Annotated in this window: 15 protein-coding genes and 2 pseudogenes; 13 read left to right on the top strand and 4 right to left on the bottom strand. The window is 68.9% G+C overall.

Going from position 1 to position 17,655, the window contains the following annotated elements; translation table 11 throughout:
- The first annotated feature begins 16 nt into the window (after positions 1-16).
- The 6 genes from G4H71_RS02925 to G4H71_RS02900 are packed head-to-tail and all read left to right on the top strand — an operon-like array spanning position 17 to position 7,812.
- Positions 17-1,270, top strand: coding sequence for an aspartate aminotransferase family protein (locus tag G4H71_RS02925; protein WP_072736872.1), 1,254 nt, complete (start codon positions 17-19; stop codon positions 1,268-1,270).
- A complete protein-coding gene (locus G4H71_RS02920; protein ID WP_246442821.1) occupies positions 1,267-4,158 on the top strand; it encodes an FAD-binding and (Fe-S)-binding domain-containing protein in 2,892 nt (963 codons plus the stop codon). Before G4H71_RS02925 ends, G4H71_RS02920 begins: the two co-directional genes overlap by 4 nt.
- Positions 4,155-5,618, top strand: coding sequence for an NAD-dependent succinate-semialdehyde dehydrogenase (locus G4H71_RS02915; RefSeq protein ID WP_072736874.1), 1,464 nt, complete (start codon positions 4,155-4,157; stop codon positions 5,616-5,618). Before G4H71_RS02920 ends, G4H71_RS02915 begins: the two co-directional genes overlap by 4 nt.
- 2 nt (positions 5,619-5,620) lie before the next feature.
- On the top strand, positions 5,621-6,319 hold the full coding sequence (locus tag G4H71_RS02910; protein ID WP_174561824.1) for a GntR family transcriptional regulator: 699 nt from the start codon (positions 5,621-5,623) through the stop codon (positions 6,317-6,319).
- Positions 6,316-7,269: a D-2-hydroxyacid dehydrogenase gene (locus G4H71_RS02905; protein ID WP_072736875.1), complete on the top strand. Its 954-nt coding sequence runs from the start codon at positions 6,316-6,318 to the stop codon at positions 7,267-7,269. Before G4H71_RS02910 ends, G4H71_RS02905 begins: the two co-directional genes overlap by 4 nt.
- A 3-nt stretch (positions 7,270-7,272) precedes the next feature.
- Positions 7,273-7,812, top strand: a complete 540-nt coding sequence (locus G4H71_RS02900) for a GNAT family N-acetyltransferase (RefSeq protein WP_072736876.1) — start codon at positions 7,273-7,275, stop codon at positions 7,810-7,812.
- Between the two features lie 135 nt (positions 7,813-7,947).
- On the opposite strand, the gene G4H71_RS02895 is transcribed toward G4H71_RS02900, so the two are convergent.
- On the bottom strand, positions 7,948-8,442 hold the full coding sequence (locus tag G4H71_RS02895) for an FBP domain-containing protein (protein WP_072736877.1): 495 nt from the start codon (positions 8,440-8,442) through the stop codon (positions 7,948-7,950).
- Positions 8,443-8,570: 128 nt separating this feature from the next.
- Between G4H71_RS02895 and G4H71_RS02890 the strand changes: the two genes are divergently transcribed.
- Complete coding sequence (locus G4H71_RS02890) at positions 8,571-9,086, top strand: GNAT family N-acetyltransferase (RefSeq protein ID WP_072736878.1); 516 nt, start codon at positions 8,571-8,573, stop codon at positions 9,084-9,086.
- 240 nt (positions 9,087-9,326) lie between these two features.
- Positions 9,327-10,190, top strand: a complete 864-nt coding sequence (gene erm / locus G4H71_RS02885) for a 23S ribosomal RNA methyltransferase Erm (protein ID WP_072736879.1) — start codon at positions 9,327-9,329, stop codon at positions 10,188-10,190.
- On the opposite strand, the pseudogene G4H71_RS02880 reads toward erm, so the two are convergent.
- Positions 10,109-10,828 (bottom strand): annotated as a pseudogene (locus G4H71_RS02880) (maleate cis-trans isomerase family protein); the annotation flags it as partial. The gene erm and the pseudogene G4H71_RS02880 sit on opposite strands and share 82 nt — an antisense overlap.
- A gap of 65 nt (positions 10,829-10,893) precedes the next feature.
- Between G4H71_RS02880 and G4H71_RS02875 the strand changes: the two are divergent.
- The gene (locus G4H71_RS02875) at positions 10,894-11,397 is read left to right on the top strand and encodes a DUF3830 family protein (RefSeq protein WP_072736881.1); all 504 of its coding nucleotides are present in this window, start codon (positions 10,894-10,896) and stop codon (positions 11,395-11,397) included.
- Positions 11,398-11,508: 111 nt separating this feature from the next.
- Here the strand turns inward: G4H71_RS02875 and G4H71_RS02870 are convergent.
- Positions 11,509-12,030, bottom strand: a pseudogene (locus G4H71_RS02870) (maleate cis-trans isomerase family protein); the annotation flags it as partial.
- Positions 12,031-12,288: 258 nt separating this feature from the next.
- On the opposite strand from G4H71_RS02870, the gene G4H71_RS02865 reads away from it, so the two are divergent.
- Entirely contained in the window at positions 12,289-13,734 is a 1,446-nt protein-coding gene (locus G4H71_RS02865; RefSeq protein ID WP_072736884.1) for an amidase, read from the top strand.
- Between the two features lie 19 nt (positions 13,735-13,753).
- Here G4H71_RS02865 and G4H71_RS02860 read toward each other — a convergent pair whose 3' ends face one another.
- On the bottom strand, positions 13,754-14,044 hold the full coding sequence (locus G4H71_RS02860; protein ID WP_072736885.1) for a hypothetical protein: 291 nt from the start codon (positions 14,042-14,044) through the stop codon (positions 13,754-13,756).
- Positions 14,045-14,334: 290 nt separating this feature from the next.
- Between G4H71_RS02860 and G4H71_RS02855 the strand changes: the two genes are divergently transcribed.
- The 3 genes from G4H71_RS02855 to G4H71_RS02845 all read left to right on the top strand — a co-directional run bounded on the left by G4H71_RS02855 (position 14,335) and on the right by G4H71_RS02845 (position 17,593).
- Entirely contained in the window at positions 14,335-15,711 is a 1,377-nt protein-coding gene (locus G4H71_RS02855) for an NAD-dependent succinate-semialdehyde dehydrogenase (RefSeq protein WP_072736886.1), read from the top strand.
- A 46-nt stretch (positions 15,712-15,757) separates the two neighbouring features.
- Positions 15,758-17,092 carry an NAD(P)/FAD-dependent oxidoreductase gene (locus G4H71_RS02850; RefSeq protein WP_083343185.1) on the top strand — a complete coding sequence of 445 codons (1,335 nt, stop codon included), beginning with the start codon at positions 15,758-15,760 and terminating at the stop codon, positions 17,090-17,092.
- A 69-nt stretch (positions 17,093-17,161) separates the two neighbouring features.
- Positions 17,162-17,593, top strand: a complete 432-nt coding sequence (locus tag G4H71_RS02845; protein WP_072736887.1) for a pyridoxamine 5'-phosphate oxidase family protein — start codon at positions 17,162-17,164, stop codon at positions 17,591-17,593.
- Positions 17,594-17,655 lie beyond the last annotated feature (62 nt).

Genomic DNA, 17,655 nt, shown 5'->3' with positions numbered 1-17,655 from the left:
CACGACGATGGACCCCATGACCACGCTGAGCCCCATCCTCAAGCAGGCCACTCCCGTGGTGGTCGACCATGCGCTGGGCAGTTGGATCTACGGGACCGACGGCCGCAGCTACCTCGACTTCACCACCGGGATCGGGGTGACCAGCACCGGTCACTGTCATCCCCGCGTGGTTGCCGCCGCGCAGGAGCAGGTCGGCAAGATCGTGCACGCCCAATACACGACCGTGATGCACAAGCCGCTGCTGGAGCTCACCGACAAGCTGGGCAACTACCTGCCTGCCGGTCTCGATTCCGTCTTCTACGCGACGACGGGCGCGGAGGCGGTGGAGGCTGCGGTCCGGCTCGCGCGCATGGCCACCGACCGGCCCAACATCATCGCCTTCCACGGTGGTTTCCACGGCCGCACCGTCGCCGCCGCATCGCTCACCACCGCGGGTACGCGTTTCCGCAGCGGCTTTGCCCCTCTGATGAGCGGCGTGCACATCGCGCCGTTTCCTTACGCCTACCGCTACGGGTGGGACGTGGACACGGCCGTCGACTTCGCGTTGCGCGAGCTCGACCACATTCTGCAGACCGTCTCGTCTCCCTCGGACACCGCGGCATTCCTCATCGAACCGGCGCTCGGCGACGGTGGCTATCTGCCCACCCCACCGTGCTTCCTCGACGGGCTCCGGGAGCGGGCCACCGCCCACGGCATCGCCCTCGTCATCGACGAGGTGCAGGCCGGTGTCGGACGTACCGGCAAGTTCTGGGGGCATCAGCACTCGAATGCGACCCCGGACATTCTCATCACGGCGAAGGGGATCGCCTCCGGATTCCCGATCTCCGCCATCGCGGCCTCGACCGAGACGATGAGCAAGGCATGGCCCGGGTCGCAGGGCGGCACCTACGGCGGCAACGCAGTGTCCGCGGCGGCTGCGGTCGCCACGCTCGACGTCATCGAGGACGAGCAGCTCGTCGAGAACGCGCGTGAGCGCGGCGAGCAACTCGCCGCCGGGCTGCGGGAGCTGAAGGAGCAGTACCCGCGCATCGGCGACGTCCGAGGCCTCGGACTCATGCAGGGTGTCGAGTTCACCGCAGCCGACGGGACCCCCGATGGCGCAGCGGCTCTGGCCGTTCAGCAGGCCGGCGTCGACGAGGACCTGCTGCTCCTCACCTGTGGCGGGTACGGCAACGTCGTCCGCGTCATTCCCGCACTCACGGTCACGCCCGACGAGATCGACCAGGGCCTGGCCAGGTTCGGTGCGGCATTGAAAGCGGGGCTGCACTGACCGGATACGCCGACCTGCAGGCCGAGCTGGCCGCCCAGGGTGTCGCGCTCGACACGTCGAGCCGCCGCCGCGCGGAATACTCCTACGACGCCTCGAACTACCGGGTGCCGCCGGTCGGCGTCGTGTTCCCGCGAACCCCGGCCGACGTCGTCGCCGTCGTCCGCGGCTGTGCGTCCCGCGGGCTGGCGATCACCGGGCGCGGCGGCGGAACCTCGCTGGCAGGCAACGCCATCGGGAGAGGAGTTGTCCTCGACTTCTCCCGGTACATGAACCGTGTCGTCGAGATCGACGCCACCGCGCGCACCGCGGTGGTCGAGCCGGGCATCGTGCTCACCGACCTGCAGGCGGCCGTGCAGGCCGAGAGCAGCGGCGACCTGACCTTCGCACCCGACCCGTCGAGCAAGTCCCGCGCCACGGTCGGCGGCGCCATCGGCAACGACGCGTGCGGCAACCACTCGGTCCGGTACGGGCGTACCAGTGATCACGTGCTCGCACTCGATCTGGTCACCGCTGCCGGACATCGCCTGACCGCCACCCGAACCGGCCTGCGGGCCACGGATCCCGCCGACGACGCGGCGGTCGAGGCGGCGGAGATGCTCACCGACGAGTTGACGGCCCTGACCGCCGACCACCTCGCGGACTTCCGGCTCGAGCTCGGCCGCATCCCCCGGCAGGTGTCCGGATTTCACCTGGCGAACCTGCTCCCCGAGAACGGCTTCGACGTCGCCCGCGCCCTGGTGGGCAGCGAGGGAACCTGTGTGATCGTGGTTGCCGCGACGGTACAGCTGGTCCCGGTGCCGCCCAACGCGATCCTGCTGTGCCTCGGCTACCGGGACATCGTCGATGCGGCTCGGGACACCACCACGATCCTCGACTATCACCCGGCCGCACTCGAGGGCATCGACTCCAAGATCGTCGACACCATGCGCTGGCGCCGGGGAACCGATTCCGTCGTCGGGCTTCCGGACGGCGCGGCCTGGCTGTACGTCTCGCTGGACGGCGACGACCCCGCCGAGGTACGTGACCGCCGTGACGACCTGATCGCGAAGCTCCACGCGAACGGACGGCTGGTCGACTCCCGTGTGGTCGACGACGCGGGGGAGCGTGCCTCCCTGTGGCGCGTGCGCGAGGACGGCGCCGGGCTTTCGGGACGGCTCGAGGAGGGCGGCGAATCCTGGACCGGGTGGGAGGATTCGGCCGTCGCGCCCGATCAGCTCGCCGACTATCTGGTCGCGATCACCGCCCTCCTCGACGAGTTCGGGCTCACCGGAATCTTTTACGGCCACTTCGGCGCCGGCTGCATGCACATCCGGATCGACTTCGATCAGCGCACACCCGAGGGACGCGACGTGATGGAACGGTTCGTCCGCCGCGCCGCGCAGCTGTGCGTCGACTTCGGCGGGTCGATGTCCGGCGAGCACGGGGACGGCCGGGCCCGCTCCGAGCTGCTGCCGATGATGTACTCGTCCCGGATGATGCAGGCCTTCGCCCGGTTCGCGCGGATCTGGGATCCGAATGCCCTGCTCGGCCCGCACGCGATCGTCGATCCGGAACCGTTCATGGCCGACCTGTCCCAGGAGGGCATCAGCCCCCGTGAGTGGCAGACCAGCTTCGATCTCACCCCGAGCCACCGCGTTCCCGTCGCCGACTTCGTTCACGCGGTGCAGGGATGCATCGGCGTGGGTCGATGCCGCGCCGACACCGGGGGAGTGATGTGCCCCAGCTACCGGGCCACCCGGGACGAGAAAGACTCCACCCGCGGCCGCGCCCGTGCCCTGCAGGAGATGGTGCGTACCGCTCCCACCGTCGCCGACGGGTGGGCGTCCGAGGACGTGCGTGAATCGCTGGACCTGTGCCTGTCGTGCAAGGCGTGCGCGACGGACTGCCCGGTGGGCGTGGACATGGCGACGTATCGGTCCGAGTTCTTCGATCACTACTACCGGACACATCGCAGGCCGCTCTCGCACCACTCGCTGGGACGTCTCCCGTTGTGGCTGCGCCTCACCGAGCGGGCCGCCCCGGTGGTCAATGCACTCGCCCGCACCCGGCTGGCCGGCATCGGCGCCCGGCTCGGTGGGCTCACCGACCGCCGGGAGATCCCGGAGTTCGCCTCGCGCAAGGCCGTCCGGGCCAATCTCGGCCCGCGCGACGAGTCGGCGGCCGTCGTCCTGCTCGCCGACACCTTCACTCGCGGCTTCCGGCCGGAGGTGATCGGCGCGGCCCGGCGAGTACTCGGCGACGCCGGGACTACCACCGACTGTCGTGCCGACGCGTGCTGCGGGCTCACCTACATCTCCACCGGGCAGCTCGACACCGCCCGCACACACCTGCGCGCGGCGGCGCAGATTCTCGACGACGGTACCGAGCGGCCGATCGTGGTGCTGGAACCGAGTTGCGCCGCCGCGTTCCGGACGGATCTGCCCGAACTCGTGCACACCGACTCCGCCCGTCGCGTCGCCGCTCGCGTCCGCAGCTTCGCAGACCACGTCGTGCACCTCGCTGCCGACGGCTGGGTGCCGCGCACGGCGGTGCCGGACGCGGTCACCGTGCAGACCCACTGCCACGAATACTCGGCGTTCGGCGCGGCCACTCAACGCAAAGCGCTGGCCGCCGTCGGCGTCACCCAGGTGCGGGAGGCCACCGGATGCTGCGGCGTGGCCGGAAACTTCGGATTCGAGAAGGATCATTACGAGTTGAGCATGAAGGTCGCCGAACAGGCACTCGCCCCGGCTCTGCGCGCGGACACTGCACCCGTACTGACGGACGGCTTCTCCTGCCACATGCAGGTACGCCAGCTCGACCCCACGCGGAGTTCGCTGCACCTGGCGCAGATACTCGACCCCGCTCCACCCACACCCTCGACCCTCGACGGAGGCGGATACCGATGACCACCACCGAACTCCAGCCGGCCACGCTCCCTGCCGTACCCACCGGTCTCTTCATCGACGGCCGCTGGCGCGACGGTGCCCGGACGTTCGACGTCGAGAACCCTGCCACCGGCGTCGTCCTCGCCTCGGTCGCCGACGGCACCGCCGACGACGCGCGCCGGGCGATCGACGCCGCCGCGGCAGCCCAGGACCAGTGGGCCCGCACCGCGCCCCGCGAGCGCAGCGAGATCCTGCGCCGTGCCTACGAACTCGTGATCGCCCGCACCGAGGACTTCGCCACTCTGATGACCCTCGAGATGGGCAAACCGCTCGCCGAGGCCCGCGGCGAGGTCGCCTACGGTGCCGAATTCCTGCGCTGGTTCTCCGAGGAGGCTGTCCGCATCGCCGGGGACACCACCGTCACCGGCGACGGCCGCAACCGCATCCTCGTCGGCCGCGCCCCGGTCGGGCCGTGTGTGCTCATCACCCCGTGGAACTTTCCGCTCGCGATGGGCACCCGGAAGATCGGGCCCGCCGTCGCGGCCGGGTGCACGATGGTGTTCAAGCCCGCCCCGCAGACACCGCTGACGGCTCTGTTGCTCACCGAGGTCCTCCGCGAGGCGGGCTTGCCGGACGGTGTTCTCAACACCGTCGCCACCACCGATGCGGCGGCGGTGGTCACCGAGTGGGTCGAAGGCGGAAAGGCGCGCAAGATCAGTTTCACCGGCTCCACGAACGTCGGGAAGATCCTGCTCGGGCAGGCGGCGAAGACGGTGATGCGGACCTCGATGGAACTCGGCGGAAATGCGCCGTTCCTGGTGTGTGCCGACGCCGACGTGGACAAGGCCGTGGACGGCGCGATGGTGGCCAAGCTCCGGAACATGGGCGAGGCGTGCACCGCGGCCAACCGGTTCTACGTGCACCGTGACGTCGTCGACGAGTTCACCACCAAACTCGCCGAACGTATGTCGGCGTTGACCGTCGGCGACGGCACCGCACCCGGCACCGATGTCGGCCCGCTGATCGACGCGGCCGGTCTCGGGAAGGTCGAGCGCCTCGTGGCGGACGCCGTCGCGAAGGGCGCCCGGATCGTCACCGGGGGCGAACGGGCCGGGGAGACCGGGTACTTCTATCGGCCCACCGTGCTCGCCGACGTGCCCGCCGACGCCGAGCTGGCGGCCACCGAGATCTTCGGCCCCGTCGCCCCCGTCCACGTCTTCGACGACGAGGACGAGGCGATCGCCGCGGCCAACGACACCGACGCCGGCCTCGTGGCGTACCTGTTCACCCAGGACATCGACCGCGCATGGCGGCTGAGCGACCGCATCGAGGCCGGCATGGTGGGCCTCAACACCGGGCTGGTCTCCAACCCGGCCGCCCCGTTCGGTGGTGTCAAGCAATCCGGTCTCGGCCGTGAAGGCGGCCGCGTCGGAATCGACGAGTTCCTCGAATACAAGTATCTCGCCATACCGAAGGGCTGAGCATGAACCGACCACTCTCACCCCTCAACGCCCCGCAGACGGCGGTGGTGATCGCCGATCAGCTCCGCGAGCGGATCCTCGACGGCTCGTACGGGCCGGGCGAACAGCTGAGCGAGGCGAACCTCGCTGCGCAGCTGGAGATCTCCCGCGGCCCCGTGCGCGAGGCACTGCAACGGCTCGCGCAGGAAGGGCTGCTGGTGAGCCACCGCAATCGCGGCGTGTTCGTCGTGGAACTGTCCGCCCACGACGTCGCGGAGATCTACGCTGCCCGGGAGGCAGTGGAGACGGCCGCAGCGCGGACGGTGTTCGAGTTCCCGGACGAGCGGCGCGGATCCGCCGTCGACCGGCTGGCGGCGATCGTCGCGCGGATGCCGCCGCTGATCGAGGCAGGAGACTGGACCCGGCTGGCGAAGCTGGATCTCGAATTCCACACCGCGCTGGTGGAAGCGGCCGGAAACAGTCGTCTGGCGCGGATCTACTCGACACTCGCCGCCGAATCCCGGATCTGCATGGTGCATCTGGAGAATGCCTACCATCGCCCCGGTGCGCTGACCGAGGAACATCAGCGCCTGGTCGACCGGCTCGCCGGCGATTCCTGGGACGATCTGGCGAAGGCCATCCACACCCACCTGGTCACCGCCGTGGAGGATCTCACGCTGCTCATGGCTCGGCGTGACGCCCAGCGGGAGGATCGACAGTGATCGTCGTCGTACTGCATGCCGACAACCGCCCGGAAGGGCTCGACAAGGTCGCGGAGTTCGCCGAGGTGCGGCACGCGACCGCGGACACGCTCGCCGACGCGCTCGACGGCGCCGACGTGCTGCTCGTCTGGGACTTCTTCTCGGATGCCCTGAAAGAGGCCTGGCCGCACGCAGGTTCGCTGCGGTGGGTGCACGTCGCCGCCGCAGGAGTCGACACTCTGCTGTTCGACGATCTGGTCGACTCCGACGTCGTCGTCACCAACTCGCGCGGCATCTTCGACCGGCCGATCGCCGAGTTCGTGCTCGGCGCGATCCTCGCGTTCGCCAAGGACGTCCCCACGTCGCTACAGCTGCAACGCGAGCACGAGTGGCGCCACCGCGAGACCGAACGGATCGCGGACGCCCACGTCGTCGTCGCCGGGACCGGAGCGATCGGACGGGAGATCGCCCGGCTGCTGCGTGCGGTCGACATGCGCGTCAGTGGGGCCGGACGGCGGGCCCGCAGCGACGACCCGGACTTCGGCGAGGTGCGGCTCAGCGAGGAACTGCCCGACTATATCGGTGAGGCCGACTACCTCGTCCTGGTCGCCCCGCTCACCGAACAGACCCATTCGATGGTGGACGCGACCGTTCTGGACGCGATGAAGCCCACCGCGCGGCTCGTCAACGTCGGCCGCGGAGAACTCGTGGTGACCGACGATCTGGTGGACGCGCTGCGGACCGGGAGGATCGCCGGTGCGGCCCTCGACGTCTTCGACACCGAGCCCCTGCCGGTGGACTCCCCACTGTGGGCGCTGGACTCGGTGCTGATCTCGCCGCACATGAGCGGCGACGCCGTGGGCTGGCGAAATCGGTTGGCCCAGCTGTTCGTCGACAACGCCGAGCGGTATCGCAGCGGCGAGCAACTACACAACGTGGTGGACAAGAAGCGAGGATACGTAAGCTCCTGAGCCATGTGTGAGATCCGCACCCAGCGCCTGATCCTGCGTCCCTTCACCGTGGCCGACGAGGCGACCGTCCTGTCGATCCACTCGATCTACGACGTCATCCGCTGGCTGAGCAACCCGCCCTGGGTGCCGATGGAAACCCTGGCCCAGGCCGAGGAATGGATCGACCGCACACACGAGCGGCACGCCGTCGACCCGCACCAGCGCACCCTGGCCATCGAGGTCGCCGAGATCGGCACGGTGGTGGGTGCCGTGAACGTGACCAGGCTGCACCGTCTCGACGGCGGGTTCGTCGGCGAGTACGAGACCGGCTGGCACCTGCACCCGGATGCTGCCGGTCGTGGGTACGCGACGGAGGCCGCGCGGGCGATGATCGCCAGTGCCTTCGACGGCGGACTGGACGAACTGACGATCGGGATGTGGCCGGACAACGAGCCGTCCGCCGCACTCGCTCGGCGGCTGGGTGCCGAGGAACTCGGCGTCGACGACGATCCCTGGTACGGCGGGCAGACGCTTCTGTTCCGGATCAGCCCGCCGCACCTGTGAGGGCGCGCTCACGATCCGTCGACGAGGCCCGCGTCGAGTGCCAGGACCGCCGCATGGGTGCGGTTGCGCGCGCCGGGATCGACGAGACGTGGGTCTTCACCGTCTTGTGCGTGATGTCTTCCGCGAGCGGGTGAGTCACGCCGCTCCCACCACGGACAGGAAGCTGGTGAGCCGGTGTACGAGACCGTCGATACGGTCCGGCACCGGCACCGACTTCTCGGGCTGGGTGCCCGGGAGGGTGCGGATGCCGCGTACGTACAGCGAACAGTTCAGGTCCGTGCAGATGTATGTTCCGGCGCTGTTGCCTGCCCTCCCGGCCGGCCCCACCTTCGTCGCGCTGAACAGGGCGGTGCCGCCGCGCCGGTGCACCGACCGGCAGAGCGTGCACATCGACGCCGATGCCCGGGCGCCGCCGCCCTCGGAAACCCGCATCTCGATCGCGACGAGTCCGCTCCCGGTCGGCGCGACCAGGTAGGCGCGGCGAGGTGACTTGGGGTCGATCCAGCCCAGGAAGTCGAGTTCCTCCCAGGCGGTGGCCTCCAGGCCGGCGGGATAGGTCACCGATCGGACCTTGCTTCGGCTGCTGTTCCGGAAGGCGCCGGCGATCTCCGCCGTGGTGACGGCGTCCATCTTTGATCCTTACTCGAGGAAACGATCTTGACCCGGATCAGTGTCGTCGCCGGGCCCTCGGGGACGCAACCGAGTTTTCGGCCGGCGATATTTCGCTGGACAGCGGGCCGGCCGCGCCGGATGCTGGAATGGTGCCGAATGCCGAATGGAACTCCCGCGTCGAGAGACGGTCCGACATCGCAGCCGTTCGAGCGATCAACCTGGCTGCATTCGAGACTGACGAAGAGGCCGACCTCGTCGATGCCCTGAGAGGTGACCCGGCGTGGATCGACGGGCTGTCCCTGGTGGCGACGGGCACCGACGACACTCCCGTGGGATACGCGCTGTTGACTCGCTGCCACGTGGGCGACGTCCCGGCTCTGTGCCTGGCGCCGTGCGCCGTCCTGCCCGAGTATCAGCGCACCGGAGCAGGTTCCGCGGCCACTCGTGCGGCACTCGACGCCGCGACGAGGCAGGGCGAGCAGTTCGTCATCGTGCTCGGCCATTCCACCTACTACCCGCGATTCGGGTTCACCCGCGCGTCGGAGGCAGGTATCCGGCTGAGTATCGAGGTTCCCGACGAGGCGCTGATGGCGCTGTCCCTGAACGGGGAGGCACTGCCGGCCGGCACCGTGCGGTACGCCGCGCCGTTCGGGATCGACTGACGGTCGGCCGTTCGGGTGCGGGATCGACGCGATATTCGGTTGCTCCCGGCGCCGCGCTCTCGTAGCTTCTGCGTCATGTGTTGTACAGGTGCCGTCTGCTGCATCGCCATGGCGAGGATCCGCCGCCCCTAGCGGCGGTCGATCCACGCATCGAATCACGGATACGTACCGCCGCACCGGTGAATTCGCCGGGCGGCGTCTTGTGCTGCCCGGGTCACTTTCCGAACTGCGGAGATACCTGTGCACACCTTTCACTCAGGCCGACACGAACTCGGCCAGAACTTCCTCGTCGACACCTCGGTAGCGCGCTCGATCGTCGATCTCGCCGCCATCACGTCCGGACCCATCGTGGAGATCGGAGCGGGCGCCGGCGCCCTGACCGTGCCCCTGCAACGCCTGGGCCGGCCGCTTACCGCCGTCGAGATCGATGAGCGCCTGGTGCGAGAGCTACGGCGGTCGACAGTGCCTCCCACTCGCGTCGTGCATGCCGACTTCCTGCGCTGGCGATTACCCACGGCCCCCTACGTCGTGGTCGGGAACCTGCCCTTCCATCAGACCACCGCTGTGCTGCGTCGGCTGCTCCACGCCGGGCACTGGACCGACGCCGTACTGCTCGTGCAATGGGAGGTGGCGCGGCGCCGTGCCGGTGTCGGCGGGGCATCGATGATGACGGCGCAGTGGTGGCCGTGGTTCGAGTTCCGGCTCGTGTCCAAGGTTTCCGCCTCGGCGTTCGTGCCGCGCCCCGGGGTCGACGGTGGTCTGCTCACGATCACCCGGAGAGCGGAACCGTTGGTGCGGTCCGAAGACCGCGATGCCTATCAGCGCCTCGTGCACCGGGTGTTCACCGGACGCGGGCGTGGACTCACGCAGATAGTGCGTTCGGCGCGGCCGGGGGTGCCGAAAGCCGCTGTGGCCTCGTGGATGCGAGCGAACGGTCTCGTCGACAGCGATCTGCCGAAGTCCCTCGCGGCGCATCACTGGGCGGAGCTGTTCGCCCTCGCGTCGCCGGTCCGGACCGCTGGGCGCTCCCGGAACAGTGCACCCAGGCCGGGACGCACCAGGGGGGCGTCGACGAGGCGCAACGCCTCCCACACGGACACCTGATTCGCCGTCAGTACCGGCTTCCCGAGGTGTGTGTCGAGAGCCTCCAGATGTTCCGCGGTGTGGAAGGCGGTGTCCGGCAACAGGACTGCCTGGGCGTCGGGGTGGTCGCCGGACTCGGCGACGGCGAACAGGCGGTGGCGGTCCAGGGTGCCGACCTCGGCAGCGGTGACGATCTCGTGACTGGACACCGCGACGACGTCGATGCCGCCGTCCTCGAGGAACGCGCGGAACAGGTCGGCGACGTCGGCGGGGTAGGTCGCCGAGATCGCGACCCGCTCGATGCCGAGCGCATCGAGTGCGTGCGCGAAAGCGAGTGACGTGCTCGATGCGGGGACACCGGCGTGCGCGGCCAGCGCCGCGGCCTGGTCATGGGCGCCGGCCCACCCGTAACAGAAGCTGCCGGACGTGCACGTCCACACCAGGGCGTCCACCGGTCCTGCGGCATCTGCTCCCGCGGCGAGCGTGTCGTCACGGCCCCAGTCGAGCAGGGCGTCGAGCCGGTGCGCGTCCTCGTTCATGAGGGTGTGCTGGACCGGGAGGGCGACGTCACCGCCGAGAAGTCCTTCGAACCTGGGGAAGTCGTCCTCCGCGGAGAAGCCGGGGTAGAGGATGCCCACAGTGGGTCGACTGGCGGCCATGTCACCTCCGTTGCATGATGATTGTCAACAATATACATCTCGAGAGTGGACGGGGAAGGGCGCGGATGACCAGGTACATCGACATCACACTCACCAAGCGAGGCGTCACCTGTGTAGCCGAACTGCTCGACGACGTGGCGCCGAAAACCTGTACGGCCGTGTGGAATGCGCTCCCTCAGGGCGTGAACGCCTATCACGCGAAGTACGCGCGCAACGAGATCTACACCCTGGTGGACGCGTTCGCGGAGGACGAACCACCGCTCGAGAACCCGACGATCACCCCGATCCCCGGCGACATCATGTACTTCACCTTCGCGCCCTGGCAGCTCAGTCCGAAATCCCACGGATACGGTGACGCCGGCGACGAAGCGGTGGGCAAGATCGATCTCGCCCTCTTCTACGAGCGGAACAATCTGCTACTCAACCCGGACTTCGGCTTCGTGCCGGGCACCGTGTTCGCCTCCGTGGTGCGTGGCCTCGACGCGATGGCCGCCGCATCCCGCGACATGTGGATGCGTGGCGTCGAAGGTGAGGTTCTCCGGTACAGCCGCCACGAGGGTCCGCTCTGACGGCATCGGCACCAGGGCGGTGGTCGGGGTGTGGTCGTCGGAAAGGTGCTGGTCGGGGGATCGGGTGTCGAGAAAGAGGCGCTGTTCGAGGTTCGGCTGTGTGATTCCGGCCACGCGCAGTGCGTTCCAGACGGATACCTGGTTGGCGGTGAGGACGGGTTTGCCCAGCTCTGCTTCGAGTTCGCGGATGAGCCCATACGTGCGCAGGTTCGTGCAACTGATGAAGACCGCGTCGGCGTCGGGCCGGTCGGCGGCGCGGACCAGGCGGCGGATCATCTTCGTCTCGATCTGCCAGATTCGTTCGTCCCGTCCCAATCGGGAGTCGCCCACGACCTCGAGGCCGGACTCGCCGAGGAAGTCGCGCAGTTTGTCCGTGACCGTGTCGATGTACGGCGTGGCCACGGCGAGTCGCCGGACGCCGAGGGCGTGTGCCGCCGTGACGAGGGAGCCCGAGGTGGTCACGGCCTCACGCGCACCGGCGTCGATCATGACCTCGCGCATCTGCCTCTCGGCGTCGGCCCCGCGTACGAAACTGCCTGATGTGCAGAGGTAGAGGACGACGTCGGGTTCCGCGGTGAGTAGCGCCTGGGTGCGGCTGCGCAGGGCGTACTCGCTGCTGATTCCCTCCGCCATCGCGACCGTGGACGGCAGTCCGAGGTGCGAGGTGCGGGTGAGCATGAGCGTGACCCGCTTGGGGGCCCACTTCCAGATCTCGCGATCGAGCGCGAAGTCGTACGGCGCGATGACCCCGATGTATCGCTGTCGGGTAGTTGCCTTACTCATCATCTCACCCCATTATTGTTGACAATCTACCATCGACGAAGCGACGGCCGATGCCGTGCACTGTGTGTATCGATGAAGTAGACGGGCCGATGGCGAAGGAAGTGTTCCGTGACCGAAAGACTCGCATCCGATGAACTCACCGGCCTCACGGCCACCGAGCTGGCCTCCGCGTACCGGCGAGGGGAACTCTCACCACTCGAGGCGACCCGGGCAGTGCTGGAACAGATCTCTCACCGTGACAACACTGTCAACGCCTATTGTGTGCTCGATCCGGACTTCGCGCTAGAGGAGGCGGCGGCCTCGGAGAAGAGATGGCTCGCGCGGGAGCCGCTCGGGCCGATCGACGGGGTCCCGACCTCGGTGAAGGACATTCTCCTCACCAAGGGGTGGCCGACCCGGCGCGGCTCGCTGAGCGTGAACCCGGACCAGGAGTGGATCGAGGACGCGCCCGCGGTGGCGCGGCTGCGCGAATCGGGCGCGGTCATCGTGGGCAAGACCACCACGCCGGAGCTCGCCTGGAAAGGCGTCACCGACAGTCCGCTGACCGGCATCACGCGCAACCCGTGGAACACCGACCGCACCTCGGGTGGGTCGAGTGGGGGAGCAGCGGCCGCGGTGGCCGCGGGCATGGGGCCGCTCGCGCTCGGCACCGACGGTGGCGGCTCGGTGCGTATCCCCGGGAGCTTCTGCGGAGTCGTCGGATTCAAGGCGACGTACGGGGCCGTCCCGCTGTATCCGCCGAGCCCGTTCGGCACTCTCGCACACGTCGGGCCGGTGACCCGCACGGTCGCCGACACCGCCGTGTTGATGGACGCCGTCACCGGACGGGACTCTCGGGACTGGTCCGCGCTGGCCCCGCCCGCAGAGAGTTTCGCCGCCCGCCTCGCGACGGCTCTACCCGGCTCCGGGGACACCCCACTGAGCGGCTTGCGCGTCGCCTACAGCCGGGATCTGGGCTTCGTGTCGTCCCTGGATCCGGAAGTCGGACGCGCGGTGGACGAGGCCGTCGGCGTGCTGGCAGACCTCGGAGCCCGGATCGAGGGGGTGGATCCGGGCTTCACCGATCCGGTCTGGGCTTTCGAGTGCCTGTGGTTCTCCGGGGCGGCGAAAGCCACCGAACATCTCACCGACGCCCAGCGCGCCGAACTCGATCCGGGCCTGGCCGACATCTGCGAGCAGGGGCGCGCCTTCAGCGCGCAGGACTACCTCGAGGCCATGGCGCAGCGGATGAACCTCGGAGTGAAGATGGGTGCCTTCCACGAGCGCTACGACCTGCTGGTCACCCCGACCATGCCGATCACCGCGTTCGAGGCGGGAATCGAATCGCCCGCCGACGGCCGATGGACGCGGGGCCGGTGGACCGAATGGACGCCCTACACGTATCCGTTCAACCTCACCCAGCAGCCCGCGATCTCGGTGCCGTGCGGGTTCACGGCGGAGGGCCTGCCGGTGGGGTTGCAGGTGATCGGTGCCAGGCACGACGACGCACGAGTGCTCGCCGCCGCCGCGGCCTTCGAGAATGCCACCGACTGGTGGCGTCGTCGTCCGTCCTGATCCAGGCAGACTGGGTAGGTCAGGAGCGGGCGGCGCGATCCTGCCGCTCCTCCTCGCGCTGCACCCGTCGGTGTTCGAGCAGGACCAGGGCGACGCCGACGATCATCAGGCCGGCGAACGTCCCGCCGGTGATGGCCGCCCAGCCGGTGAAGCCGTACCCGGCGGCGACGAGGAAGAGCCCGAGCACGGCGATGGCCGTGCCGATCATGGCGTATCCCGGCCAACCGCGGGTGTCGGTGAGCGCCTCGCCGACATGGCTGCGATTGGTACGGACTCGGTCCTGCTGCGGAAAGCTACGGGAGACGGTCACTTCGGAACCTCCTCGGGAGGGGACACACTGGCCGTACCCGGATCGGCCGGAACCGAAACGGTGGATCCATCAGAGCATGTTCTGCTGCACCCCCGCCGGGGAACGGGCGACAATTGCCCGGTCGGACGAGCCGGGCCCCATCTGGGGTGGGCCGACGCGGGGCATCTCCTCCGCTTCGGGGTGCTTCCGGTAGATGCGCAGTGAACTGCGCCGGGCCCACGAGGTGACCGTTCGGTCGACTATGGCTGATTCCGTGGCACGGGCAGGTGTGATGCCTACGCTGGAGAGGCATGACCACTTACGCGACCGTCAACCCTGCCACCGGACGCGAGGAGCGTCGTTTCCCGACCCTCGACGACACGGGCGTCGAGGACGTGCTGTCCCGCAGCAGTGCCGAGTACCAGCGCTATCGAGCGACCGATCCGCAGCAGCGTGCCGCGATCCTGGCCCGTACCGCGGATCTGTACGAGCAGCGCGCCGAGGAACTCGCCCGATCCATCACCACCGAAATGGGCAAGCGCCACAAGGAGGCTCTCGGTGAGGTCCAGCTCGCCGCGGCGATCTACCGCTGGTATTCCGAGCACGGCCCGGACCTGCTCACCACCGAGCAACTCGACGTCCAGGGTGCCCTCGAATCCGTCGTCCAGCTCGAACCCGTGGGGCCACTCGTCGGGGTGATGCCCTGGAACTACCCGTACTACCAGGTGGCCCGGTTCGCGGCGCCCAACCTGATGCTCGGCAACACGGTGATCCTCAAGCACGCCGGGATCTGTCCGGCGTCGGCGCAGCTCATGGAGGGACTGCTGCACGAGGCCGGACTGCCCGCCGATGCCTACATCAACGTCTTCGCCTCGACCGATCAGATCGCGGAGATGATCGCCGACCCCCGGATCCAGGGCATCTCTCTCACCGGCAGCGAGCGTGCCGGCGCCTCCGTGGCCGAGACGGCGGGCCGCAACCTCACCAAGGCGGTGCTCGAACTCGGCGGGTCCGATGCGTTCATCGTGCTGGACAGCGACGACATCGGCGCGCTCGCGACCACGGCCGCGAAGGCCCGGCTGTCCAACACCGGGCAGGCGTGCAACTCACCGAAGCGATTCATCGTGCCGGGCGAGTACTACGACGACTTCGTGCGCGGGGTGACCGAGACGTTCGAATCGGCCACCGTCGGTGACCCGGCCGAGCCCGATACCGGAGTGGGTCCGCTCTCCTCGACCTCGGCACGAGACACCGTGGTCGAGCAGGTGCAGCGCGCGGTGGAGCAGGGCGCGACCCTGCACACCGGCGGGGACCCGCTGCCCGGCGACGGCGCCTTCATGCGCCCGGCGGTCCTCACCGGCGTCACGCCGGACATGGACGCCTACCGGGAGGAGATCTTCGGGCCCGTCGCCGTCGTGTACCGCGTCGATTCCGTCGACGAGGCGGTGCAACTCGCCAACGATTCCGACTTCGGCCTGAGCGGCTCGGTGTGGGGCACCGACCTGGACGCCGCGCAGGAGGTCGCCGACCGTCTCGAGGTCGGTATGGCGTACGTGAACGAGCACGGTACGACGCTCCCGGGCTTGCCCTTCGGCGGTGTCAAACGGTCCGGGTTCGGTCGCGAACTCGGCAAATGGGGGCTCGGTGAGTTCGCCAACATCCGGTTGCGGCGCACGTCGAAACGCTGAGGCAGCACAGGCCGCACGACGGAGAGACCGGCAGGAAGGAGTGTTCGTGACCGAACGATCGGTACCGAGGATCGTCGTCGTCGGAGGAGGATTCGCCGGCTTCGAATGCGCACGACACCTGGTGCGGGGTGCGAGGAAGGCCGGCGTGGACGTGTCGGTGACCCTGGTGTCCGCCGACGACTACATGCTGTACACGCCGCTGCTCCCCGAGGTCGCCGGAGGGCTGTTGGACCCGAGATTCGTCGCGGTGCCCCTCGCCAACAGCCTGCCCGGGGTGGACCTGGTCACCGGGAGGGTGGACGGTGTCGATCTCGAGGCGAGGTCGCTGCACCTGACGTCCCGGAGCGGTGAGACCGAGACGCTCGGCTGGGACCGACTCGTGCTCACCCCGGGCTCGGTGACCCGGCTGTTCGACATTCCGGGGCTGGCCGACCACGCTCGTGGCCTCAAGACGACGACCGAGGCGCTCTACCTGCGCGACCAGCTGATCGGTCAGCTGGAACTGGCCGGGCGCGAGACCGACTCGGAGGTGATCCGGCAGCGACGCACCGTCGTCGTGGTCGGCGCCTCCTACGCCGGCGCCGAACTCGTGTCGCAGATGCGTGCACTGGCCGACGAGGTGGCCCGTCAGCGCGGATTCGACCCGACCGAGGTCCGGTTCGTGTTGCTCGACACGTCCGCGCAGGTGATGCCGGAGGTCGGCGACAAGCTCAGTGGCAAGGTGCTGGACGTGCTGCGCAGACGCGGTATCGACGTCCGGCTCGAGACGACGCTCGAGAGTGTCGCCGACGACCACGTGGTCCTCACCGACGGGACGACGGTGCCGACCCGCACCGTCGTGTGGGTCGCAGGTGTGACTGCGAGCCCGTTGATCGAGACGCTGGGGTTGCCGACGGAGGGGGGACGGCTGAAGGTGCGGCCCGATCTCACCGTGCCGGGCCGTGCCGACGTCTTCGCCGGGGGAGACGCCGCCGCGGTGCCCGATCTCACCGCCGACTCAGGGGATGTCACACCGCCCACCGCGCAGCACGCCGTCCGGCAGGGAAAGGCATTGGCGCGCAACGCTCTCGCCAGCATCGGGATCGGGACCGCGAAAGCGTACCGGCACCGGAACCTGGGGCTCGTCGTGGACCTCGGGCCCGGGTTCGCGGTGGCGAACCCGATGGGCGTGTACCTGTCCGGGCTGCCTGCGAAGGCCGTTGCCCGCGCCTATCATCTCCTCGCCCTGCCGCGAGGAGTCAATCGCTGGGCGGTCGGGCTGGCGTACCTCACCGATGTCGTCGCCCCGCGTTCGCTGGTCTCCTTCGGGCTCGTGTCCGACGACGAGGCCAGATTCTCGGCCAGCCAGGCCATTCCGACGCCCTCGTCGAACGGCCCGTAGCCGTGACGGATGTCGGCGGTCGACGCCGGCGCGTGTACGGGAGATACAGCCACTGTAGGGAAGGAACCCATGTCGACAACCACGATGACCCGTGCCGAACGTGAAGAATTCCTCGCCGGACTGCACGTCGGGGTGCTCTCGGTGGCACGCGCCGGGCGGGCACCGCTCACCGTTCCGATCTGGTACGCCTACACGCCGGGGGAGGACGTGTGGGTGTGGACCGAACACGGAACGGTCAAGGAGAAACTCATTCGGGAGGCGGGCCAGTTCAGTCTCGTCGCGCAGCAGGAGGAACTGCCCTACAAGTACGTCGGTGTCGAGGGCCCGGCGACCTTCGTCGAGTCCCCGTCCCTCGCGGACGTACGCCCGATGGTGGAGCGCTATCTCCCCGCGGACGCGGTCGATCCCTATCTCGAGCAGATGTTCGACGATCGCGCGCTGATCATCCGGATGCAGCCGCAGCACTGGCTCAGCGGGGACTACGCGAAGGCGGGATTTTGACCGCGTTCCGTTCACGCTGATTCTGACTGTGGTGGCTACCAGCGTATTTCGCGATGCTGGCG

This window comes from Rhodococcus triatomae (assembly GCF_014217785.1).
Taxonomy (GTDB): domain Bacteria; phylum Actinomycetota; class Actinomycetes; order Mycobacteriales; family Mycobacteriaceae; genus Rhodococcus_F; species Rhodococcus_F triatomae.
Note: the sequence above shows the minus strand (reverse complement) of the source record. Positions and strands in the feature narration are given on the sequence as shown.